At 39.7% G+C, this 22,910-nt stretch carries 25 protein-coding genes; 20 read left to right on the plus strand and 5 right to left on the minus strand.

Annotated elements, in window-relative coordinates:
• Window positions 1–89: 89 nt before the first annotated feature.
• The 4 genes from J7E81_RS10900 (at window position 90) to J7E81_RS10915 (ending at window position 4,808) form a co-directional block, all read left to right on the plus strand.
• Window positions 90–2,366 carry an ATP-dependent DNA helicase gene (locus J7E81_RS10900; RefSeq protein WP_215042207.1) on the plus strand — a complete coding sequence of 759 codons (2,277 nt, stop codon included), beginning with the start codon at window positions 90–92 and terminating at the stop codon, window positions 2,364–2,366.
• 132 nt (window positions 2,367–2,498) lie between these two features.
• On the plus strand, window positions 2,499–2,753 hold the full coding sequence (locus J7E81_RS10905; RefSeq protein ID WP_215042208.1) for a FeoA family protein: 255 nt from the start codon (window positions 2,499–2,501) through the stop codon (window positions 2,751–2,753).
• Window positions 2,743–3,432 (plus strand): FeoB small GTPase domain-containing protein, encoded by a 690-nt coding sequence (locus J7E81_RS10910; protein ID WP_215042209.1) that lies wholly within the window; start codon window positions 2,743–2,745, stop codon window positions 3,430–3,432. The genes J7E81_RS10905 and J7E81_RS10910 overlap by 11 nt, the downstream gene beginning before the upstream one ends.
• Before the next feature lie 2 nt (window positions 3,433–3,434).
• Complete coding sequence (locus J7E81_RS10915; protein ID WP_215042210.1) at window positions 3,435–4,808, plus strand: nucleoside recognition domain-containing protein; 1,374 nt, start codon at window positions 3,435–3,437, stop codon at window positions 4,806–4,808.
• A 50-nt stretch (window positions 4,809–4,858) separates the two neighbouring features.
• Here the strand turns inward: J7E81_RS10915 and J7E81_RS10920 are convergent, their stop codons facing one another.
• The gene (locus J7E81_RS10920; RefSeq protein WP_215042211.1) at window positions 4,859–5,155 is read right to left on the minus strand and encodes a hypothetical protein; all 297 of its coding nucleotides are present in this window, start codon (window positions 5,153–5,155) and stop codon (window positions 4,859–4,861) included.
• Window positions 5,156–5,304: 149 nt separating this feature from the next.
• Here J7E81_RS10920 and J7E81_RS10925 point away from each other — a divergent pair, with 149 nt between their 5' ends.
• The 3 genes from J7E81_RS10925 to J7E81_RS10935 all read left to right on the plus strand — a co-directional run bounded on the left by J7E81_RS10925 (window position 5,305) and on the right by J7E81_RS10935 (window position 6,823).
• On the plus strand, window positions 5,305–5,583 hold the full coding sequence (locus tag J7E81_RS10925; RefSeq protein ID WP_215042212.1) for a DUF1292 domain-containing protein: 279 nt from the start codon (window positions 5,305–5,307) through the stop codon (window positions 5,581–5,583).
• Window positions 5,584–5,692: 109 nt separating this feature from the next.
• Complete coding sequence (locus J7E81_RS10930; protein ID WP_215042213.1) at window positions 5,693–5,941, plus strand: hypothetical protein; 249 nt, start codon at window positions 5,693–5,695, stop codon at window positions 5,939–5,941.
• 96 nt (window positions 5,942–6,037) lie between these two features.
• On the plus strand, window positions 6,038–6,823 hold the full coding sequence (locus J7E81_RS10935; protein ID WP_215042214.1) for an alpha/beta fold hydrolase: 786 nt from the start codon (window positions 6,038–6,040) through the stop codon (window positions 6,821–6,823).
• Window positions 6,824–6,864: 41 nt separating this feature from the next.
• Here J7E81_RS10935 and J7E81_RS10940 read toward each other — a convergent pair whose 3' ends face one another.
• A complete protein-coding gene (locus tag J7E81_RS10940; RefSeq protein ID WP_215042292.1) occupies window positions 6,865–7,404 on the minus strand; it encodes a helix-turn-helix domain-containing protein in 540 nt (179 codons plus the stop codon).
• Between the two features lie 245 nt (window positions 7,405–7,649).
• On the opposite strand from J7E81_RS10940, the gene J7E81_RS10945 reads away from it, so the two are divergent.
• From J7E81_RS10945 to J7E81_RS10955, 3 genes are read left to right on the plus strand one after another with little or no spacing between them, the layout of a single operon-like run.
• Entirely contained in the window at window positions 7,650–8,294 is a 645-nt protein-coding gene (locus tag J7E81_RS10945; protein WP_215042215.1) for an alpha/beta hydrolase, read from the plus strand.
• A gap of 25 nt (window positions 8,295–8,319) precedes the next feature.
• Complete coding sequence (locus J7E81_RS10950; RefSeq protein WP_215042216.1) at window positions 8,320–8,742, plus strand: DoxX family protein; 423 nt, start codon at window positions 8,320–8,322, stop codon at window positions 8,740–8,742.
• 29 nt (window positions 8,743–8,771) lie between these two features.
• Window positions 8,772–9,548 (plus strand): DODA-type extradiol aromatic ring-opening family dioxygenase, encoded by a 777-nt coding sequence (locus J7E81_RS10955; protein WP_215042217.1) that lies wholly within the window; start codon window positions 8,772–8,774, stop codon window positions 9,546–9,548.
• Between the two features lie 46 nt (window positions 9,549–9,594).
• Here J7E81_RS10955 and J7E81_RS10960 read toward each other — a convergent pair whose 3' ends face one another.
• Window positions 9,595–9,948 (minus strand): hypothetical protein, encoded by a 354-nt coding sequence (locus J7E81_RS10960; RefSeq protein WP_215042218.1) that lies wholly within the window; start codon window positions 9,946–9,948, stop codon window positions 9,595–9,597.
• A gap of 229 nt (window positions 9,949–10,177) precedes the next feature.
• Here J7E81_RS10960 and J7E81_RS10965 point away from each other — a divergent pair, with 229 nt between their 5' ends.
• Entirely contained in the window at window positions 10,178–10,462 is a 285-nt protein-coding gene (locus J7E81_RS10965; protein ID WP_215042219.1) for a DUF3219 family protein, read from the plus strand.
• A 16-nt stretch (window positions 10,463–10,478) separates the two neighbouring features.
• Entirely contained in the window at window positions 10,479–11,477 is a 999-nt protein-coding gene (locus J7E81_RS10970) for an LLM class flavin-dependent oxidoreductase (RefSeq protein WP_215042220.1), read from the plus strand.
• 39 nt (window positions 11,478–11,516) lie between these two features.
• Here J7E81_RS10970 and J7E81_RS10975 read toward each other — a convergent pair whose 3' ends face one another.
• Window positions 11,517–12,683, minus strand: coding sequence for a glycosyl hydrolase family 18 protein (locus J7E81_RS10975; RefSeq protein ID WP_215042221.1), 1,167 nt, complete (start codon window positions 12,681–12,683; stop codon window positions 11,517–11,519).
• Between the two features lie 193 nt (window positions 12,684–12,876).
• Between J7E81_RS10975 and trhO the strand changes: the two genes are divergently transcribed.
• The 7 genes from trhO (at window position 12,877) to J7E81_RS11010 (ending at window position 20,939) form a co-directional block, all read left to right on the plus strand.
• Window positions 12,877–13,827, plus strand: a complete 951-nt coding sequence (gene trhO, locus J7E81_RS10980; RefSeq protein ID WP_215042222.1) for an oxygen-dependent tRNA uridine(34) hydroxylase TrhO — start codon at window positions 12,877–12,879, stop codon at window positions 13,825–13,827.
• A gap of 158 nt (window positions 13,828–13,985) precedes the next feature.
• Window positions 13,986–15,773 carry an oligoendopeptidase F gene (gene pepF / locus J7E81_RS10985; RefSeq protein ID WP_215042223.1) on the plus strand — a complete coding sequence of 596 codons (1,788 nt, stop codon included), beginning with the start codon at window positions 13,986–13,988 and terminating at the stop codon, window positions 15,771–15,773.
• Between the two features lie 224 nt (window positions 15,774–15,997).
• The gene (locus J7E81_RS10990) at window positions 15,998–16,912 is read left to right on the plus strand and encodes a hypothetical protein (protein ID WP_215042224.1); all 915 of its coding nucleotides are present in this window, start codon (window positions 15,998–16,000) and stop codon (window positions 16,910–16,912) included.
• A 20-nt stretch (window positions 16,913–16,932) separates the two neighbouring features.
• Window positions 16,933–17,574 (plus strand): DUF4129 domain-containing protein, encoded by a 642-nt coding sequence (locus J7E81_RS10995; protein ID WP_215042225.1) that lies wholly within the window; start codon window positions 16,933–16,935, stop codon window positions 17,572–17,574.
• The gene (locus tag J7E81_RS11000) at window positions 17,571–18,704 is read left to right on the plus strand and encodes a DUF4350 domain-containing protein (RefSeq protein ID WP_215042226.1); all 1,134 of its coding nucleotides are present in this window, start codon (window positions 17,571–17,573) and stop codon (window positions 18,702–18,704) included. Before J7E81_RS10995 ends, J7E81_RS11000 begins: the two co-directional genes overlap by 4 nt.
• The gene (locus J7E81_RS11005; protein WP_215042227.1) at window positions 18,701–19,630 is read left to right on the plus strand and encodes an AAA family ATPase; all 930 of its coding nucleotides are present in this window, start codon (window positions 18,701–18,703) and stop codon (window positions 19,628–19,630) included. Before J7E81_RS11000 ends, J7E81_RS11005 begins: the two co-directional genes overlap by 4 nt.
• A complete protein-coding gene (locus J7E81_RS11010; protein ID WP_251028580.1) occupies window positions 19,581–20,939 on the plus strand; it encodes a DUF58 domain-containing protein in 1,359 nt (452 codons plus the stop codon). Before J7E81_RS11005 ends, J7E81_RS11010 begins: the two co-directional genes overlap by 50 nt.
• On the opposite strand, the gene J7E81_RS11015 is transcribed toward J7E81_RS11010, so the two are convergent.
• Window positions 20,917–21,897: a stage II sporulation protein M gene (locus J7E81_RS11015; RefSeq protein WP_215042228.1), complete on the minus strand. Its 981-nt coding sequence runs from the start codon at window positions 21,895–21,897 to the stop codon at window positions 20,917–20,919. The genes J7E81_RS11010 and J7E81_RS11015 overlap by 23 nt on opposite strands.
• 118 nt (window positions 21,898–22,015) lie before the next feature.
• On the opposite strand from J7E81_RS11015, the gene J7E81_RS11020 reads away from it, so the two are divergent.
• Window positions 22,016–22,819, plus strand: a complete 804-nt coding sequence (locus J7E81_RS11020; RefSeq protein WP_215042229.1) for an RDD family protein — start codon at window positions 22,016–22,018, stop codon at window positions 22,817–22,819.
• Window positions 22,820–22,910 lie beyond the last annotated feature (91 nt).

Below are 22,910 nucleotides of genomic sequence, written 5' to 3' on the forward strand. Positions count from 1 at the left end.
GGGAAATAGTGCAGAAATGCGCTATTTTTTTTATGCTTTGATATAATGGAATACAAACATGTATTCTCATGAGGTAAGTTGGTGAGCTTGTGGCAAGTGACATTCATATATCAGTAAGAACACTTGTAGAGCATGTTTTTAAGAGCGGCAGTATTGACGCACGGTTCCGTTCGCAAACAGCTCTGTTGGATGGAACACGGATCCATCAAAAAATTCAAAAGACCTATCAAGATGGTGATCAGAAGGAAGTATTGGTAAGTACCAAGATTGAGTATGATGGTCTCACATTCACGATTGATGGGAGATGTGACGGTCTTATATTCCACGATGACAAGATCACCATTGACGAAATTAAATCCTTTTCCCAGCCATTTGATCAACTGGAAGCAGAAGGTTATCCGGTTCATTGGGCTCAAGCTAAAATGTATGCCTATATAGTGGCATTGGACAAGGAACTGGAAGAAATTGATGTCCAGTTAACCTATGTTCACGTTGAAACGGAAGAGAAAAAATCACTTAGGCAGACGTATACATTTTTAGAGCTGACGAGATTTGTCATGGAGGTTATCGCAAGCTATGCTCCCTATGCCAAATTGCTGAATGACCATCGTTTGAAACGAAATGAAAGCTGTAGAGAGCTAGCATTTCCGTTTAAAACATACCGCAATGGACAAAGAAAATTAGCAGGTGCCGTATATAAGATGATTGTCGACAAAAAGAATTTATTTGCAAAAGCTCCAACAGGGATTGGAAAAACCATTTCCACACTTTTTCCAGCCATGAAAGCAATCGGTGAAGGAGAGCTAAACCGAATTTTCTATCTTACTGCCAAAACGATTACCCGAACGTCGGCGGAAGAAGCGTTTTCGCGGATGGAATCCTGCGGGCTATGTACCAAGACGGTTACCATTACGGCAAAGGACAAGGTCTGTTTCCAAGAGGAAACCAATTGTCAAAAGGATATTTGTGAGTTTGCAAATGGTTATTATGATCGGATTAATGATGCGATATTCGATATTCTCTCAAACGAAAACCAGCTTACACGTAAAGTGATAGAAAGCTATGCACGGAAGTATACAGTCTGCCCGTTTGAATATTCCCTTGATCTCGCCTATTCGGTTGATGCCATTATTTGTGATTATAATTATATCTTTGACCCGCGTGTTTCATTAAAACGTTTGTTAGAAGAGCAAAAGAAATCCACCGCTTTATTGGTGGATGAAGCGCATAATCTTATCGACCGCGGCCGGGAGATGTTTTCTGCCTCTTTAAGCAAGGAGCCTTTTCTTCAATTGAAAAAGGAATATAAAGGAGTCAATCAGACTATATACGACGCTGCCAGTAAAATGAATGCCTGGTTCATTCAATTAAAAAAGAGCCATGAAAGTCAAAAGGAATTTGTTTTAGAACAGCTTGAAGAAGACTTTTTAGAAGAAATCCGCCAATTTGCCATGATCTCAGAACAAGTTTTGCCACTCGACACTTCACCATTGTTACTGGAAACTTATTTTATGGTCAACCAATTTATCAAAATTGCTGAATTACTAGATGACCATTTTATCATTTATGGCGAAAAAGAACGGAATAATCTAAAAATCAAATTGTTTTGTTTGAATCCATCCCAGCTGCTTCAGCAAATGGGAAAGGGATACCGCGCAAAGATATTTTTCTCCGCAACGCTTTCTCCGCTGCCCTATTATCAGGAGATTCTGGGCGGCGGTAAAGAGGATTATGCCTTAAACATCCCCTCACCGTTTAGTGAAGAGCAGGTAGAAGTGTTTATTAAACCATTGTCGACCCGATACCGCGATCGCGAACGAACGAAGAATGCGATCGTTACCGTCATTCAATCGCTGCTAAAAAAACGTCCGGGAAATTACTTGATTTTCTTTCCATCTTATCAATATTTACTAGACGTTTACGAGCAGTTTAAACTGGCCGATGATACCACCCAAACACTCATCCAAGAATCTGGGATGACGGAGAGAAAAAGAGAAGACTTTCTAGCTGCATTTAAACCTGACCAAACCGAGACATTGGTTGGATTTGCTGTTCTTGGAGGAATTTTTTCAGAGGGGGTGGATTTAATTGGCGATCGTTTAAATGGTGTAGTGGTGATTGGGGTAGGCTTACCACAGCTTTGTTTCGAAAGAAATCTGATTAAAGACCATTTTGCTTCCCTTGGGAAGAATGGCTATGACTATGCCTATGTGTATCCGGGGATTAACAAAGTATTACAGGCGGGCGGAAGATTGATTCGCTCTGAACAGGATCATGGGACGATTGTTTTAGTCGACGATCGCTTCTTACAAAGGCCGTATCAACAGTTACTGCCGAGTGAATGGAGACAATTCACTCTCATTTAAATCATATTTTTAAAAGCCGCCAAAAAATGGGCGGCTTATTTATTTTACATTTTCGTGTCAAGTTTGGAACTTGCTTCATATAATTAAAGAAAAGTTGCGCACGGTAAAAACTTTAGAAAAGGGGAAAGAGAAATGGCTAATACTAAAAAAATCAAATTGGTGAATGGAGAAAAAGGAAATGTAATCAAAATTACGTCGTTAAATTTAGAGGGTGTAATGAGAAGAAGATTATTAGATTTGGGATTTGTTGCCGGGGCGTTAGTGGAAGTCGTCCGTAAAAGTCCATTAGGAGACCCGATTGCCTTCCGGGTAAGTCAAACTACGATTGCCCTCCGTAAAGAGGAAAGCTCACAAATTGAAGGGGAGCTGTTATTAAATGGGGAATGAATTCCGAATTGCACTAGCAGGTAACCCGAACACAGGGAAGAGCACCTTGTTCAATGCTTTAACAGGCTTAAGGCAGCATACTGGAAATTGGGCAGGGAAGACAGTTACCCTTGCAGAAGGCAGCGTTCCGTTCAAAGATAAGACCTTCCATTTAATCGACCTGCCCGGAACCTATTCCCTTTTTTCAAATTCAACAGATGAAGAGGTTGCTAGAAATTATATTGTTTTCGAAAAGCCGGATGTTACCCTTGTTGTCTTGGATGCGACCTCATTGGAGCGTAATTTCAATCTTGCCTTACAGGTATTAGAAATGACAAAAAATGTGGTGATTTGTATCAATCTCATTGATGTAGCAGAGCAGCAAGGCATCCATATCAATGAACGGCTGTTAACAAATCGGTTAGGTGTACCGGTGATAAAAATTTCCGCTCGGAATAAAGTAGGCTTTCCTATGCTGCTTGATACGATTGATCGAATTGTAACGGGAAAAATAGAATGCCATCCCGCCCAAATGAAATATCCTCAAGAAATTGAAGAAAAGATCAACATCATTGAACCAAAGGTTCGTGATCTGGTGGGGAATTATATATCCTCTCGCTGGGTTTCTCTCAGACTACTAGACGGAGATGAGACGCTTCTTAACGAGATTACTAAACGAATGGTGCCGGAGGAGGTCTAGAAATGAGCATTCAAGAGCTATTTACCGAGGCCCAGTCCTTGTCGACATCGAAACTGCGGGATGAAATTGTCCAGCGGCTTTATGATCGAAGCCGTCAATTATGCAATGAAGGAATCTCTTATACGAAATCAAAACAGGATACGCGGACCGAAAAACTGGATAGCATCTTTACCTCTCCTATCTTTGGCTTCCCGATTATGATAACTATGTTAGGGGTGCTGTTTTATTTAACCATCGCTGGGGCAAATATACCGTCTTCATTACTCGCTGAATTATTTGGCTTCATAGAAGGGAAAATAACCTTCCTCTTCCATGCCATTCATGCTCCTGATTGGCTCCATGGAGTGTTAGTGTTGGGTTTATATAGGGGGACAACGTGGGTCATAAGTGTTATGCTGCCACCGATGGCGATCTTTTTTCCAGCCTTTTCCCTATTAGAGAATTATGGATACCTTCCGCGAGTTGCTTTTAATATGGACCGCTTATTTAAACGAGTCGGGGCTCATGGGAAACAATCGTTAACAATGGCAATGGGATTTGGCTGTAACGCTGCCGCTGTTATTTCGACCAGAATAATTGAATCACCAAGAGAAAGAATGCTGGCCATTTTAACGAATAATTTTGTCCCATGTAATGGCCGGTGGGGGACCTTAATCTTGTTAGCATCCTTATTCATGGCCGCTAATTTTACCGGCGGCTTAAAATCACTCATTACCACAGGAGTAATTGTAGGAATTGTCTTATTTGGAATAATTGTGACCTTCTTTGTCTCTTGGGCGCTATCGAAAACAGCACTTAAAGGGATTCCTACCCATTATACGTTAGAACTGCCGCCCTACCGTAAACCGAAAATTCTTGATACTGTGATTCGTTCTTCCTTAACAAAATCATGGTCGGTATTAGTCCGTGCTGTTAAAGTGGCAGCCCCGGCAGCGATTCTTACGTGGGTGTTTGCTAATATTTATATTGGTGACACCAGTATCCTCATGTATGCGGTAAATTTCTTAGACCCGTTTGGAAAATTGCTCGGTCTTGATGGCTATATCATGATGGCGTTTATCCTTGGTCTGCCTGCGAATGAAATTGTCCTGCCCATTCTTTTAATGGGCTATCTATCAACAGGATCGTTAACGGAAGTGGATAATTTAGTTGATTTAAAACAAATTTTCCTAGACCATGGCTGGACGTGGCTTACTGCACTTAACATGATGCTATTCTCCCTCTTGCATTATCCATGTGGTACCACGTTATTAAATATCTATAAAGAAACTAAAAGTAAAAAATGGACGTTTCTTGCCTTCCTAATTCCAACCGTCATTGCAATCGTTATTCCACTTATCATCACACAGACCGTAAGAATGTTCGGTTTAGTCTAGATTTATAACAAATGCCCGCCAATTGAAATTAGCGGGCCTTTGTTTAGACTCTATTTCTTTTTTTGTATTTCCTCTGTGATCACAAAGGCAAGGTCATCATTTCCAAATAAAGAGAGTACGCCGAGTAATGTTTCATCGGCAATTTCTCCCGCTTCTTCTTTGGGGACGGTTAACTCGATGGCCTCTCTTAGGGCAGGATTGGAAGATTGGTTCGGATATGCCCGTAAGTATACTTCTTCGGGATCGAGGTCATGATTGACGCACCACTGGGCAAAGACGAGGATCATCATTTTTTCTTCCCCTTGGTAGTGTTGAATAATCTTTTCTTCTAATTCTTTTGAATTCATCTAAATATCTCCTTTATAGCACTTAAAAAATTTCAGGAACCAATGATTATATCTCTAATAGTACCATAAAAACATGGGTAAAATTTGGTATGGACATGCTTTTATGAGATACTGTCTATATTCTTATTTATTGGAAAGGGGAGTTTTAGGTGAGCAAAATTGAAGTAGGCGAAATCTTTACCATTAGTGATGAAAGTAATGAGGAGCAGGAAGTAGAAGTACTAGGAGTCATGACGATTGAGGGAAATGATTACGTTGCAGTTGCCTTTGCTGATGACGTTAGACAAGAAGAAACAGAAGAAGATATTGATATCTTCTTTTTAAAGGTTGATGAAGAGGGTGATTTTTCCGCGATTGAAAGTGATGAGGAATTTGATAAAGTTTCCGCAGCATTCGATGAAATGATGGACGAAGAAGAAGAAGAATGATTAGGTCAAAGAGAGGGATTAGCCCTCTCTTTTTTTTTGAGGAAATCAGGTATGTAAAATTTTCCATTAGGTATACTAACATGGAGAATATGATTAAAGGAGAACGTTCATGTTAATTGAAGAGGGAAATAAGTTTCAAATTTCGCAAAATGCAAAAGGGTTTTTCAACTCTGCCGAAACCATGACGGTAAAAAGCAATAATGGCGTCACAATTCAATTTATTCTTGGTGACAGTAAAGGTCATGGTTCAATGCCAGTGGAGCATATGCAGTACTTATTGAAGAAATCAAACTTGACGGTGATTCCTCATAAGAGATCTTTATTTAATCATGAGTTAAATGAAGAGCAAATAGGGTAAACATAAGGCATTGCTTCCTTTATAGAAGTAGTGCTTTTTATTTTTGATTTTAGTTTGGCCTATTGTATGATTGATAAAAAGGAGTGGATTTGCGAAATGGAAACGAAAAACATAGCAGTAAACAATTCGACTATTTCCTACATAGATCAAGGGAAAGGGCAACCGATTATTCTGCTGCATGGATTTTGTGGGAGTTCTGCGTATTGGTCGGAAGTAGTGCCAGTTTTATCGGAATATTATCGGGTGATTGCCCCCGATTTGCCCGGGCATGGAGATTCCAAAACCCATTTAGAGAACTATTCGATTGAAGATATTGCGGATATTCTCAAAGAATTTTTAGATAAATTGAATATAGGTCAGGCGGCGATGTTCGGTCACTCTTTAGGCGGTTATATTACACTTGCCTTTGCCGAGAAGTACAGCCAATCATTAAGCTGCTTCTCGCTCGTTCATTCGACTGCCTATCCAGATAGTGAAGAAGCCAAGAAGGGAAGAACAGCTAATATTGAAAAAGTTAACCATGAGGGCATTAAGACGCTTATTGATGGTTTAGTTCCAAAACTTTTCTCACCGGAACACCTTAATGAAGAGTATGTAGAAACAGCAAAACAGATTGGCTATCGTACACCTCCAGAAGGAGCTATTCATACATTAGGTGCGATGAGGGATAGACCGGATCGTAATAGTGTGCTTGAGTCAACATCTTTACCCGTGCTGTTAATTGCTGGGGAACAGGATCAAATTATCCCATCTGAAAAAACGTTTTCAGTGAGTAAAGCAAACATTAAACAAACCATCATTAAAGATTCTGGTCATATGAGTATGTATGAGCATCCAAGAGAGCTTATTGCAGCTATTAAAGATTTTATGGATACTATCTAGGAAGAATAGGGAGGAACTTTATTGGGTTCCTCCTTTTACCTTTAGAAAAAGTCACTCATTTCGGTATCGGAATAAACGGCAATCAGCACGACGGCTTTTTCTGTACCGATATTTTTAACGGTATGAGGGACACTTGCATTCCAGCTAAACGAATCCCCTTTTTCTAAAACAAATGAATCTTCTCCTTGTTCAGCAAGTACCTTTCCTTCCAATACTAAATGACATTCGACCCCTTCATGGGCATGGGCGTCACCAATCGAAGCTCCGGGTGGAAATTCAACACTTCTAAGCCATAAGCCTCCCTTAGAAGAAATATGCTCGATTTTCAGGGTATTCATAGTTGAATACGTTCTTTCCTCTTTTTTGACAACCTGCATATGTTCCTTTTTTTCTAACAGAAGGTATGGAAGAGGAACATCTAAATAAGATGCAATGGTTTGCAGTGTGTTAATGGATGGGGAAGTGTTATTATTTTCAACATTACTGATAAATCCTTTGGAAAGACCTGTTCCTTCACACATCTGGGCAATCGTGATCTTCTTTCTATTTCGTATTGTTCGGATCTTTGCGCCAATATCCAAATTATCCACCTCGGTAGTTTCCTAATATAGAATATATTTATATATTAGCAAAAAAACAATTGACAATCTAGTTTGCTAGTTGTTATCCTATAGACAACAAAGGTTCATATTTAAAAACGCGCAAAAAATTTTTTGTGCTTGTGTTTACTTATATGAATCTTATTATTCTATTTGAATACGGTCTAGCATCTTTAAATGAGGTTAGACTAAAAATAATTAAATACTTTTAGAAAGGAATGTGAACGATGACGGCACCAATGATCTATGAACTTCGCAAGCCTGCACAAATGGAGAGCGATAAAACCTATCCAGCACTTTTTCTCATGCATGGCATTGGCAGCAATGAACAAAATATGCTGCCATTAGTGGAAGGGTTAGAAAACCATTTTTTCATTTTCAGCATCCGCGGTCATTTACCACAGCCTCCTGGCTATGCCTTTTTTACAATCGAAGGGTATGGGAAACCACATCGGAAAGTGTTCGATGAGGGAGTGAAGAAACTAACCAGCTTTATTGACTATGCTTGCGGCCAATATCCAATTGACGAGCACCAATTATTCTTATTCGGCTTCAGTCAGGGTGCGATTCTGTCGATGACTTTAGGATTAACATTAGGCAACCGAATTAAGAGTATTGTGGCATTAAGCGGTTATATTCCTGCCTTTGTTAAGGAAGAGTACAACATCAAACCGGTCAACGATCTATCCATCTTTATTTCACACGGGGAGATGGACCAAGTGCTTCCTTTCGAATGGGGAGTAGCCAATGATGAGTATTTCCGCAAATTAGGAGCAACGGTTACCTTTCGGACTTATCCAGTAGGACATACCGTATCAGTAGAGAATCATCAAGACTTTATAAAATGGATTTCAGAACAACTAGAAAAATAATATTTTTAAGGAGAGGGCTAGAAAAATGTTAAAAAGATTTGAAGCAAGTACATTAATTTTACGTGTTATTTTAGGAATTACGTTTTTTGTTCATGGAGTTGTTAAATTCCAAGGGGGAATAGAAAATATTGTGGGCTGGTTTGATGCAATCGGTTTACCAGGATTTTTAGCTTATATAGTCGCGACAATTGAAGTTGCAGGGGGATTAGCATTAATTCTTGGAATAGGGAGTAAAGTCGTTTCAGCCTTGCTTGCCTTATTAATGATCGGTGCAACTTTAAAGGTAAAACTTGCTGTTGGCTTTTTGGGTAATGGTGAAATGGCTGGTTATGAATTGGATTTAGCGTTACTCGCGATGGCTGTGTTTATTGCTATTAACGGCAGTAAGATGTTTGCTCTTGATAAAGTTATTTTTAAGGAACAAAAGTCGGATACCACATCCTTTTAAACTATAATAGAAATAGGGGGTCTATAAAAATGATGCCATCTTTATTTATTGCGCATGGTGCACCATTGTTAGCGATTGAAAATAATGAGTATACTCAATTTTTAAATGAGTTAGGTAAAAATATGCTGCGTCCAAAGGCAATTGTGTTATTTTCGGCCCATTGGGAGTCACTAGCCCAAAAGGTAAGTAAGGTTGAAACGTATGATACGATCTATGATTTTGGCGGATTTTCTCCTGAACTTTATCAGATTAAGTATCCAGCTCAGGGGGATCAACAGATTTCCAATGAAATCCAGAATTTATTTAAGGAAAATGGGATATCATTTGAGGTTGAAACTGAACGCGGGTTGGATCATGGTGCATGGGTGGTGCTTCGTTTACTATATCCGAATGCCGATATTCCTGTGATTGCGATGTCAGTAAATCCTAACCTTTCACCTGAAGAGCAATATAAGATTGGCAAGTCTTTAGCTGCTTTAAGGGAAAAAGATGTGTTAGTGATTGGAAGCGGGGGAACGGTTCATAACTTGAGAGCGGTAAAATGGGCCGATAATGAAATTGATCAGTGGGCACAGGAATTTGATGATTGGCTGGCTGTTCATTTAGCCAATTGGGATTTAGAGTCATTGTTTAAGTATGAGTCAGCGGCTCCAAATGCACAATATGCGGTTCCTCCTTATGGAAAGGAACACTTTATCCCGCTTTTCTATGCGATGGGGGCGGCAGATAATGGGAAAAAGGCAAGCTTGCTGCATCGGAGTTATCGATATGGTAATTTAAGTCATAGTGTTTGGCAGTTTGATTGATGAATAAAGATCCCCAACTCCTTTGTTGGGGATCTTTAATTTACTCTTATTCCATAGGGTTGTGACCCATATAGAGTCCATTAATAAAAACGGCCATCTCAACAGATCCATTTTGGTTGTAATAAGGTACACCGATCATTAGAGCATCACCGTATGTATGATTAACGATTACTTCGATGTTATTAACGCCTTTCCAGTTGTACCTTTCATTTCTAATTAAAAGTTTAGAGTCCTTAAATTCTTGGCTGCTAATTAAATTAGCAATGATTTTATTCTTCTCTGCTCCTAATACTGGTGAAGTATCACATCCACAGTCTGCGGCTTTAGCCGTATTCCCAGATCCCGCAAACAATGATACTGCTACTACCAATCCACCAATTACAGTTAGTAATTTTTTCATATTCTTCCTCCTTTTATTATTCTCCTTTAAATCTTTCGCTCTCTTTCGACAATCTCCTTCAAAAAACTTGGAAAAATACTCGACAAATGGCAGATTTTGTGACAAAAACATGTCATTACCAATAGTAGTTGACATATTTCTTTTTACCCAAAGAATGAGGTACTATATTTGATTGGAATTTTTACGAGTGCTATGCTTTTAGTAACAATGAGATGAGGGGACGATATTTTTGGTGAATGAACTAATCCTAAATGACACAGTTATTAAACTTGACCACTACCAAGAAGAGCAGATCAACCATTTATATAGAATAACGATTACCTTTAAAGTAACCAGTGCGGAGTATCATGATATCACCACCTTACTTTATAAAGGGACATTTGATGTGAAAATACCAGAAAGGCAACTAGCGTTTCGGGGAGCCATTCAACAATATTCCACATCAGTCACAAACCTATATGAAAAAGACCAAGTTGGGGAATTTAAGCTTAGTTTAATGGAAACAAGCCATTAAGAGAGGAGCAGTTTTTGTGAGACTTAGCATTTTAGACCAAGCTCCAATTTCAGACAATCAAACAGCTCATGACGCACTAAATGAATCGATGAAATTAGCTCAAATGGGTGAAAAATTTGGGTACAGCCGCTATTGGATTGCGGAACATCATGATTTGCCGGGGCTTGCGTGTTCTGCACCTGAAGTGATGTTAAGTTATATTGGCGCCAACACTTCTACCATTCGCATTGGTTCAGGAGCGGTTTTACTGCCGCATTATAAGCCATACAAAGTAGCTGAAGTATACAACATGCTCGCTACCTTATTTCCTGGCCGGGTTGATATCGGGATTGGCCGGGCGCCTGGCGGGTCTGCGGAGGCTTCTAATGCTTTATCCGATAACTTTTTACAACAGGTTTGGAACATGCCGAAGTCAGTCGAGGAGCTGCTCCACTTTTTAGAAAATGACTTTCCTTCCGATCATGAATTTAAAAATCTTTCGGCTTCCCCTGTACCGTCCGTTCCGCCTGTACCATGGCTGCTTGGCACAAGTAAGAAAAGCGCCTTACTTGCAGCTGAAAATGGCATGAACTATGCCTTTGGACAGTTTATGAGTGAGAATAATGGACCAGAGATTGTTCGACAATATATCGATTCTTTTCAACCAAGGAAACAGGGGCAGAGGCCTAAAGTGATTGTAACCGTGAATGCGGTATGTGCGGAAACAGATGAAAAGGCAGAAGAAATTGCCTTAAGTGCTATAGTATGGTCCTTACAAAAAGGCAGAGGAAAGGGGAATGAGGTTCCTTCAATAGCAGAAGCAAAGCAATATCCTTTAGATGAAAAAGACAAGCAAACTATAGAAAAAATCAAGCAAAATCTGATTATCGGCAACCCCAAAAAGGTAATAAAAAAGCTTAATGAGCGAGCCGCATTATTTCATGCAGATGAAATCATGCTGGTAACGATTACCCATTCACCAGAAGATCGAGTGAAGTCCTATCAATTAATTGCCGAAGAAGTTTTTCAAGTCTAAAAAAGGCTGTACGCTCATATCGAGTGTACAGCCTTCATTTTATTGAGCATTAACAACTGTATAGTATTTAACCGGAGAATTGCTCGATTTGTCGATCGTGTCAGAAATAGAACTAGTTAAACTATTAGAGCCCTTTGCATCAAGTCCGAGCTCCCAAATCATCATTCCGCCGAACCCATGATCTAGTGCTAGTTTAGTTTTCTTTTTCATGGTTGCGGCACCATTATAATAGTAAGTAGTACCATTCATATTAACAGTGTCACTATTGGCATTGGCAGGATTTTGATCAATAATGGCTCCGTAGGATACCTGTTTAATTTTAGGATCCTTAGGCTGAGCATAAAAGGGAACACCAAGCACTAATTTTTCTTTTGAAATATTTTGACCATCAAACAATTGGCTCCAATAGTTGACGATTTTCTCTGTAAATGGATATGGTGATAAATTAGCCGCATGATAACCGTCGTCCCATTGTCCGTCATAGGCCATGATATTCACATGGTCAACAGCTTTAAACATTGATGGCTCATACTGTACAAAGCCAATTTCTGTTAAGGTAACGGCATGAATTTTTGAATAAACAGCGACTGAAAGCTCCTTCTTTTTTGGATGAAGCTGTGCGCTTAATTGCTTCGCAAAAGCAGCAAGATTTTCGGCATCCGCTTTTGAGTGGGGATGTTCAAAGTCAATATCAATGCCATCGAGATTCTCTCGGTCTGCTAAACTAGTAAGTTCATTGACTAGCTTTGTCCGGGATACGGGATTCGAAATAGCCGCTTTAAAGTATGGATATGTTTCCCCGCCATTGATATGAAACCAGCCGCCAACAGCCAAGATTACTTTCGTATTGTATTTCTTTGCATTTGCAACCGTGGTACGCAGGTTTTTTAATGCGGAATCACCATTCAGTAAAATGCCGCCATCCTTTGTCGGATGGGCAAAAGAGAAGATAACATGTGTTAGTTGACTGTAGTCCACTTGGTTAGGATCCCGAAAATCTTGTATATAACCGATCAGTACTTTTGAATGTGTTTTTTCAACTTTAGGTAATTCTTTTGTCTGTGGTTTAAGTGCCGATTGAGGTGCATTCTTGATAACTATTTGTTTCTCCTGTTGCTTGTTCGATGAGAATTGCACCCCTGTATAGATTCCTCCAAGGAAGGTAAGAACAATTACCAATACAAGGAGGAGTTTACCTTTTTTCATAAGAATGCTTCCTCCTTCGTTTTACTATAAAATTGTATCAGAATATAGGGACAAGAATGGTTGGTAATATCCACCTTTCCAACCGTCATTACTTACCTAGGTAAATAGAATTGAAAGTTTATTTTATTTCTGATATAATCATAAGGTTAATGTTGTAAATATAATTATTTTTAAAGGTTTAAGGTGGTTAATCATGAATCAAGAATATAGAGTACTACTTTATTATAAATATGTACCGATTGAGAATCCTGAGGAATGCGCCAATGAGCACCGTCAATTTTGTAACGACTTAGGCTTAAAAGGCCGGATTATTATTGCCGCTGAAGGAATCAATGGTACGGTGTCAGGCACCATTGAACAAACAGATGCATATATGAAATACATGGACGAGCATCCCTTGTTTAACGGAACTTGGTTCAAAGTGGATGAAGCATCAGAACATGCTTTCAAAAAAATGAAGGTTCGTTACCGCTCAGAGCTTGTTACTTTGCGTTTGGAAGATGATATTGACCCGAATCGAGTAACTGGTAAGCATTTGAAACCAGTAGAATTCTTCGAGGCCATGCAAAGAGAAGATACAGTTGTCATCGATGCCCGTAATGATTACGAGTATGATCTTGGCCATTTCAGAGGAGCAGTTCGTCCGGATATTCTAAACTTCCGCGATCTCCCAGAGTGGATTAGAGAGAATAAACAAGAATTTGAAGGCAAAAAAATTCTTACGTATTGTACAGGCGGGATTCGCTGTGAAAAATTCTCAGGCTGGCTTCTTAAAGAAGGATTCGAAGATGTATCACAGCTTGAAGGCGGAATTGTCACTTACGGAAAAGACCCAGAAGTTCAAGGGGACCTATGGGATGGACAGCTTTACGTGTTCGATGAGCGGATTAGCGTTCCAGTGAACCACAAAGAGCATGTCGTTGTCGGCAAGGATTACTTTTCTGGCGAACCTTGCGAACGTTACGTAAACTGCGCAAACCCTGAATGTAATAAAAAAATTCTTTGCTCAGAAGAAAACGAACATAAGCACTTACGAAGCTGTTCTCATGAATGCCGTGTTCACCCAAGAAACCGCTATGTTGCTGAACATGGTTTAAGTGAAGAAGAAGTAAATGAACGACTTATGCTGTTAAGTCTTAACTAATAACAAGGGAAGCAGGTCATTGTCATGGCCTGCTTTTGCTATATGGAACTGAACCGAATTTAACATAAAAAAGGATAATCGTTGATACATATGGAATATACTTGTGAAGTCTTTTGTAGTTAAAAAATATAACTGATTATCTTGAAGGGAGTTTACCCATGACGACATATAAAAATAGAAATGAAGTCCCCATCCAAGAAACATGGAATTTAGCCGATATCTATCCAACAATCAGTAAATGGGAACAAGATTACCAATTAATTGAGAACATCGGTGCAAAACTTAAGCAATTCGATGGAAAAATTACCGACGGCCACTCTTTATATGAATACCTTAATCAAAGAGAGGAGCTTTCCTTCCATTTCAATAAAGTCTATGCCTATGCGATGTTAATGGTCGACGAAAATACTCGCGAGACACTCCCGCAGTCTCACTTAGATAAGGCAAAGCAGCTTAGTGTCAAAATCAGTGCGGCCACTTCCTTTTTTATGCCTTTTTTACTGAGCTTAGACGAAGAGACATTAAAGGGTTATATCAAAGAAGAAGAAAAACTAAAATACTTTGAAGAAGACTTGCTTGACTCGTTTCGTTACAAAAAGCATGTCTTAAGTAAGGAACAAGAAGAAATTCTATCCCAATTAGGGGAAGCCTTGTCAGTCCCAGGTCACACCTTTGGAATGATCAATAACGCCGATATTAAATTTGGAGAAATAACGACCGAAAATGGTGACCGGGTTGAATTAACACGTGGGATGTATTCTAAATTAATTGAAGATGAAGTCCGTGATAAGCGAAGAGAGGCGTATAAGGCATATTATCAACCATATGTTCAATTAAAGAATTCGATTGCTGCTACCCTTTCTGCTGCCATTAAAAATAACGTCACTTTAGCGAAAATTCGTCAATATCCATCCGCTCTTGAAAAAGCACTGTTTGGTGATAAAGTACCGCGAGAGGTTTATGAGAATCTGATTCAAGTAACAAAAGACAATATCACTCCCATGCACAAGTATACAAGGATTCGCAAGGAGAAATTAAACATTGATGAAATCCGACAGTACGACATGAGCGTTCCACTGGTCAGCGGGGTAAAACAAGTGATTTCCTATGAAGAGGCGTTTGAGACCATGCTGAAGGCTCTCGCTCCATTAGGTGAGGATTATTTAACGATATTGAAGGAGTTTAAAGACGGCCGTTATATTGATGTCCGTGAAACACCAGGTAAACGGTCCGGGGCCTATAATTTAGGTGTGTACGGTGTCCATCCGTTTATTCTCTTAAACCACCAGGATGATTTAGATAGTTTATTTACCCTTGTCCATGAATGCGGCCATGGTGTTCACAGCAAGCTAAGCTCTCAGTATCAGCCGCAAATTACGGCCGGTTACAGTATTTTTGTAGCAGAAGTAGCCTCGACTGTGAACGAGGTCCTCCTAATTAACTACTTATTAAAAAATGAAAAAGATCCAAAGGTTCGTCATCATTTGCTCAATCATTTCATTGACCAATTCAAAGGAACCTTTTTTACACAAGTCATGTTTGCTGAGTTCGAGATGAAAACACATGATATGGCCGAAAAGGGGATTCCGCTGAATGTAGAAGTATTTAACCAAACGTATGAAATGTTATTTAGGGAATACAATGGAGAAGAAATTGTCTTTGATGAGGAAGTCAAATATGGCTGGTCAAGAATTCCGCACTTTTACCGTCCTTTTTATGTGTATAAGTACGCGACAGGTTTTGCCTCTGCGATCCATTTGGCGACAAAGATTTTAGAAGGAGACCAAGACACCATTCATTCATATTTAGAATTTCTAAAAAGCGGCAGCTCTGATTACCCGCTTGAACTGTTAAAGCAGACTGGGGTGGATTTAACTACTCCAGCTCCAATTGAAAATGCCCTTAAACGATTTGGAGAGCTTGTCGAAGAGTTTGCGCAAATCTAATAAAAAAGCGCAAAGGTCTGAGGATGACAATTTTTAGGGGTCCATACTATATGCTTAATCTTATAAAAAGAACCCGAGGAAATCAGACACCTCGGGTTTTTTTATGATTCTATGTACTTTATTCCCAATTTGTGGGTTCGGCCATTTTTTGTTTTTTTTACAGCTTTTTACTGTGAAGATTTGTTAGAATAGATGGTATAAACGAATTTTAGGAGGATTCTAAATTGGATTCTAAATTTAATAAACCAAAAGGGTTTGGAGAAATATTAGATCATACCTTTAGTTTGAGTAAGAACCGTTTTAAGGAATTTTTTATGATTTTAATTGTTTTTATGGGACCTGTTTATTTACTTCAAGCCATTATTCAAATGGCCACTGGGACCAGCTTTTTTCGGGAGATTGGAAAAGGCGGGCAATGGTATGAGCAAATCCTCTCCAATTTGGACAATTCCGGCTCGTTCGATTCTAGCAGTTTGGGGTCTGATATTGGCTTAATCATCGTTGGTCTAGTAAGTTTTCTGCTTTTTCCAGTTGCCGAGGCGGCAATTTTATTTGCAATCCGGCATATTCAAAAAAAGGAAGAATACACGGTGAGTTCTGTCATAAAGGAAGCATTCCGCCGATTCTGGCCGATCCTTGGCAGTTCTATTTTATTTGGACTGATTGTAATAGGAATTCTCGCGATTCCCATCTTGATTGTTGCGTTTACAGGCGCTGCCTTAGCAACCGCTATCCATCCAGCTGTAGGAATTTTGGTCGGACTTCTATTGTTTATAGGGTTTGCGATCGGTGTGGGACTTCTGATTACGCGCTGGAGCTTTTATTTTGGTTCAGTGGTCCTTGATAAGGTTTCACCAGGCTTTGGCAGGAGCTGGAGGTTGTCACGGAAAAGAACATGGGTATTGTTTGGTCTCTATATTGTCTTTTACTTAATTGTTTCCATTATAAGCTTTGCTGTTCAATTGACGTTTGGCGCACTTTTAGGGGACAGTGTAGTATTGGGATTGATTACAAATTTGGTATCATTATTTACCACGATGATTTTCTCAGTTGGCTATGGGATTATGTATTTTGATTTAAAAACAAGAAATGGTGCTGAGGATTTAAAGGAATTGATTGATGATTATCAGTCAATCTAACTACCTAAAAGGTGATGGCTATGTTAAATGCAAACAAAGCACGAGACAATATTGAAGAAATTCTCAAAAAACAGGAGTATCAAGTTTATTACGCTCAGTCTAAAGGGTTAATCGAAACCTGGTGGGAAAAGGCAAAAGAATGGATTGCGGCACAGCTGGATAAATTGTTCCCTTCTATTAAAACAGCCAGCAATGCCTCAAGTGCTATTTTAATCGCTATTATTGCCGTCGTGATTTTATTGTTAGCTTGGGCAGCATTTATTCTCATCCGTCATACGCGCAGAAATCGATTACTGCGGAAACAGAAGCCACTTCAATCATTAAAGAATTGGAATTGGACATACGTGCAGCATTTGGAAGAAGCGGAGAAACTCGAATCCCTCGGTGAATATACAGAATCAATCAGACACCTTTTTTTAGCCATGCTTCTTTACTATCATGAAAATTCATGGGTCGAAGCTAGGATCTGGAAGACAAATTGGGATTACTACGAGGAACTTAGAACAGTAAATCAGCAAGATGCTGACCAATTTAATAATCTTGCTCACTTTTTTGAGGATGTCGCCTATGGGGAACGAAAGGTAAGCCTTGAAGAGTATCAGCCATTCCGAACCAAGATTAACGAAATAGTGGGAGAAAGGGGGGGGGAAAGAAGTCAATGAATCAGGCAAAAATACGTGGATTGATTTGGTTTGCCGTACTCTTCTTGCTCTTTATAGGAGTGAGCTATTTTTCCTTTGCACCAAAACCCAAAATATACCCGGATTACGTAACCACCTCACCATCTCCTACAGGCGTGAAGGCGTTATATACATATTTAGAAAAAGAAAAAGGCGTAAAGAGCTGGAACCATTCGCCCGTGTTACTACCAAATCGGGACCAAAACCAAATGCTTATAATGGTTGAACCCGCTTTTACACCAGAAAAAGAGTTGATGCAGGCATATGTCGATTATATGAAGGCTGGAAATACGATTTTGTTAGTTCAAACGAATCCAAAAGGGATGTTTACGATCGACGCGGATTTTATTGAAAAGGATCTTTCGCAAAACGAATTATCGACGAAGGTAAAGGATCAGAACGATCAATTAAAAAAAGCAGAAGTGAAATCTGATGTTCGAATTCGCCCAATGAAAAGCGATGAACTGCTACTGTCTGATCAGGCTGGACCAATCGCAGTAAAAAGAACCATTGGGAAGGGACATCTCATCGTTGCGATCACTCCAGAGTGGTTGACCAATGCTAAACTATTGAAAAAAGATCATTTACCCCTTAGTTTTGAACTTTTAAACGAAGGAAATCCAGACACATTGTTGTTTGATGAGTATATACATGTTGGAGAGAACGAGCCGAACCTCTTAACTGTTTATCCAATCTGGTTCTTGGTTCTTCTTTTGCAAGGAATCCTTTTCATAATGCTCTGGTTATGGTATAGGGGAAAAAGGTTTGGTCCTTTATTAAGCGAACGGGAAGAGTGGGTCCGCTTTAGTGATGAAGGGATCCAAGCGATTGCCGCCTGGTATGTAAAGGGCAGACGTTATCATGATTCACTTCAAATTCAAGCAGATTATGTTAAGCTGCTGCTTCAAGAACGCTGGAATATTCCTTATAGTAAAGAATGGCAGGATCTAGCTCCTTATGTTGAAAGAAAGTGGCTTAAAATGTCTATCCATGAAATGAAAGCATTCCTTAACGGCTTAGCAGCCATTCTAAACCAAGAAAAAATCAATAAACAAGAATACCTTTTATGGTCAAGAAAACTAGAGGAATTACGAAACGAGGTTGAATCATGAAAACAGAATTAACAGCTTTTATTGAAAAATATGAGGAGCGAATCTTAGGTCAGAGCCTTAATATCAGGCTCCTTCTTTCTGCCATCCTTTCTGGTGGACATGTCCTGTTGGAAGGAGTGCCAGGCACCGGTAAAACGCAAATGGTCCGGACGCTTGCCGACCTTCTTGGAGGCAGTTTTAATCGGATTCAGTTTACACCGGATTTACTGCCAAGTGATATTACCGGCAGCATGATTTATAACATGAAAGAAGGCACGTTTCAAACTCTAAAGGGCCCGATTTTTACGAATATCCTGTTAGCCGATGAAATCAACCGAACACCTGCTAAGACACAAGCGGCCCTTTTAGAGGCGATGGAAGAAAAACAGGTGACCATCCAGGGAGAAACTTATCAATTGCCTGATGTATTTTTTGTGGTGGCTACGCAAAACCCAATTGAATTTGAGGGTACATATCCACTTCCAGAGGCACAGCAGGACCGTTTTTTATTTAAACTTTATATTGATTTTCCCTCTTTTGAAGAAGAGAAAAATGTACTAAAACTAGTCATTGAAAACAGTTTCGCAGAAAATTCGCTCTCTTCCATCCTTGATATCGAAACCTTTATGGAGATAAGAAAGGAAATTGAGAAGGTAACGGTGAGTGAAACGGTGCTTGGTTATATATTACAGATCGTGAGAAAAACACGTGAGTCAGAATCGATCCGCTTTGGGGCGAGTACAAGGGCAGGAATCTCGATCGGTAAAGCTGCCCAAGCGTGGGCGTATCTATTAGGGAGGGACTATGTAACGCCAGATGATATTAAAAAGGTTGCTAAACCGGCCTTACGTCACCGGATTCAAGTCTCTCCACATATAGAATTGGAGGGAGTAACCGTTGACCAAATCATTGAAGAGCTTGTGGGCTCGGTTCCTGTTCCAAGATAGAGGCATCTTACCTGCCAAACGGCTATTGATCCTCTATTTGATTTTATCTCTAGTTTTCGTGATGTGTGCGACCATCGGTTTGTCCTGGTCCTATGTCATTACCTTTAATATCCTGACTCTTTGTCTTAGTTTAGTGGATTTACTTTTTTCACCCTCTAAAACACAGCTCGCTTTTACTCGGGCTCTGCCTAAAGAAATGGAAAGAGGGCTCACATATCCAATTGAAATAGAGGTTAACAATTTCTCTTCCTATTCTTTACTGTACCGATTAAAGGACGGATTGCCGCAGTCCTTTGACAGGCCGTTTCCGCTGAAAGGATTTATTCCAAAGAATTCTGCAGTTGTGGTTACCTATCATTCTACTGCAGCTGTCAGAGGAGAATATCAGGTTCAAAAATTGTATTTTCGCTATCGCAGCCGCTTGGGTTTATGGGAAAAACAGACAACCGTTTCCTTACCGGAATCGGTGAAAGTGATTCCAGATTTAACCGAGACCAAGCAATTCTTAGAAAATGCGCAAAGCTTCTTAAAGTATGAGGGATTACACATCCGCAGACAGCGAAGTGGTGTTGGTGATTTTTCGAAAATCCGTGAGTTTGTAGTTGGTGACGATCCGCGAAAGATAAACTGGCGCCAAACAGCGAAATTGCGGGAAATCATGACCAATGACTATGAACCGGAGCACGGCAAATATGTTACGATTTTAATTGATTGCGGTCGGATGATGGGAGCAGAATTAAAAAAGGGAAATCGGTTGGAAAAGGCGTTAGAAGCAGCCCTGACTGTTACGGCAGCAGCATTAAAGAAAGGCGATTATGTTTCTGTTTTAGCTTTTTCAAAAGAAATCCACGTATTTGTTCCCCCGGCTAAAGGAATGGCACACTTACAGACGATATTACACGCCATTTACAATCTAAAGGTAGACGCAGCTGAGTCGAATTATAGCTCCGTCCTACGGTATTTAGAAACGGTGCAAAAGAAACGGAGTCTGCTGCTTTTATTTAGTGATGTCCGAACTTTTTTACACGAGGAAAGTGCCTTGGCTTATTTACAACGGCTTCGTCAACGTCATTTGTTTTTGATGATTGGGATAGAAGACCAGACCTTACTAAAGAGAGTAAACGATGTGCCTGGAACGGTACAGAAAGCAATGGTGAAAAGTATTGCCCAGCAGCAATTGCTTATTAAAAAGCGGGAAAAGAACAAATGGGAAAAACAAGGCCTCCAAATGATTGAGGCCCGTGAGGAAAAATTGGCGGTCACCGCTGTCTCCCATTATATTGAGATTATGAATCAAAATCTTTTATAGGCTGGGCTTTGGCTAGCTTTAATTTACCAATTAAGACATAGAGGATCAGGCCGGCAACTGTTAGCACTGCGACGATATATTTTGCTTCTAGCGAAATCTTCGCTGGTGTAATAAATCCTTCAATAATACCAGCAATCACAAATAATGGGATCGTACCAAGCAGAAGCTGAACAGACCGTTTGGCCTGCTGCTTTAGTTGCCAGCCTCTTGTGTATTGCCCTGGAACAAAGAGCTTGTAGCCCATTAAAAGCCCCGCACCGCCGGCGATAAAAATAGCTGTAAGCTCGATCATTCCGTGTGGAACTATATAAGCCCAAAAATCATAGGATTTGCCGTGATGCCAAAAAAGCGCGGCCAGTGCTCCAATAATAATTCCGTTGTAAACCATTAAATAAACGGTAACGAGCCCAAAGGTTATACCTCCGGCGAAGGCAAAAATGCCTACTTTAATATTGTTCGTCATTATACTCGCCGACATGAGTGATGAATCCACGGCATTAGTGCCCTTTCCAAGTTTGCTAGGATCGACGCCTTGTGAAATCTCCGCAGGAAGGATCGAATAAATATGGAGCGGATCATTCATAACCGACAGAAAGCTTCCAATCGCTCCAATTAAAAATAAAATCATCGCCGCAGCGACAAATTTCCACTGCTCTAGCAATAAACCAATAAATTTTGTACTAAAGAAATACCGAATTTGTTTAATGCTCGACACCTGGTCTTTGTATAGGAGGTTATGTGCTTTCGACACAAGGCCGTTTAAATAGGGCGTTACCTCATCATTTGGAAAATAGGTTTGACTGTAGGAAAGATTTTGCGCTGCTTTTTGATATAAGCGATAAAACTGCGTAATCGTTTCACCTGTATAATTCTTTTTTCGTTTGCTTAATTGGCTAACGAATTGTTCCAATTGCTTCCATTCTTCACGGTGCATTTTGACAAATTGCTTGAGATTCACTTTGACACCTCTTTTACGAGCTATGTAATTTTTTATACTTTTCTCCTTATTATAGAAAATTAGTAGGAAAATAGAAACCATAACAGACAAAATCAACAAGATTCAAGGGGGAAATTTGATGAAAGAAGATCATTTAGATATTAAAACACCTGAATATGTAGCGATTCAGTTTCAGATCGCGGGGTTAGGAAGCAGGGCGGCAGCTTTTATTATCGACCAAGTACTGTTAATGCTTGTAAATATTTTGATTGTTGTGGCCCTTTTTTTTGTTATGGATGGAATCGAACAGCTGCCTTTTTTTCTTACCAGTAGTTCTTTTCCAATCGCGGTTGTCGTTATTGGCTTGTTTGTCCTAAATTGGGGCTACTTCTTTTTCTTTGAGTTTTTTTCGGGTGGTCGCACCCTTGGTAAAAAAATAGTCGGAATCCGCGTCATTCAGGAGAATGGGCACAGTATTACCTTACTTTCTAGTTTTATTCGAAATCTGGTTCGTTTAATTGATTCGCTGCCGACTGCCTATTTTCTCGGTATCGTAATGATTTTTTTCCATTCCAAACATAAACGGCTTGGCGATCTGGTCGCTGGTACGATTGTCGTTCATGAACGCAAGGCAAAAAAGAAAAAGAAGCTTACACCGATTGAAAAAGAAATTAATCACAGAGGACTTAGCGAGAACGATCTTGAAATCGATGAATGGTCCTTAAAATCCTTTTCATCTAAGGACTGGAAGTTAATCAGCACCTACGCGAACCGATTTAATCAGTTACCCCTGGAAGAACGAAATCAACTGACAAACCAGATTGCTGACTTGCTGCTTCCTAAGTCTGGAATTGACGTGAATGGAAAAAATGATACTGAATTAGAGAATGATCTTCTAGTTCTTTACTTAATTCTTAAGGATGAATGGGAGTTTGAGCTTTGAGTTTAAAGGGTAAATAGATAGAATGTGGATCGTCCGTATGAGATTCAGTGAAGAGCAAATACTTCCTAATGTAATCATCAATTTTGGAAAG

The organism is Bacillus sp. ISL-18 (assembly GCF_018613415.1).
In the GTDB taxonomy this organism is placed as follows: Bacteria; Bacillota; Bacilli; order Bacillales; family Cytobacillaceae; genus Neobacillus.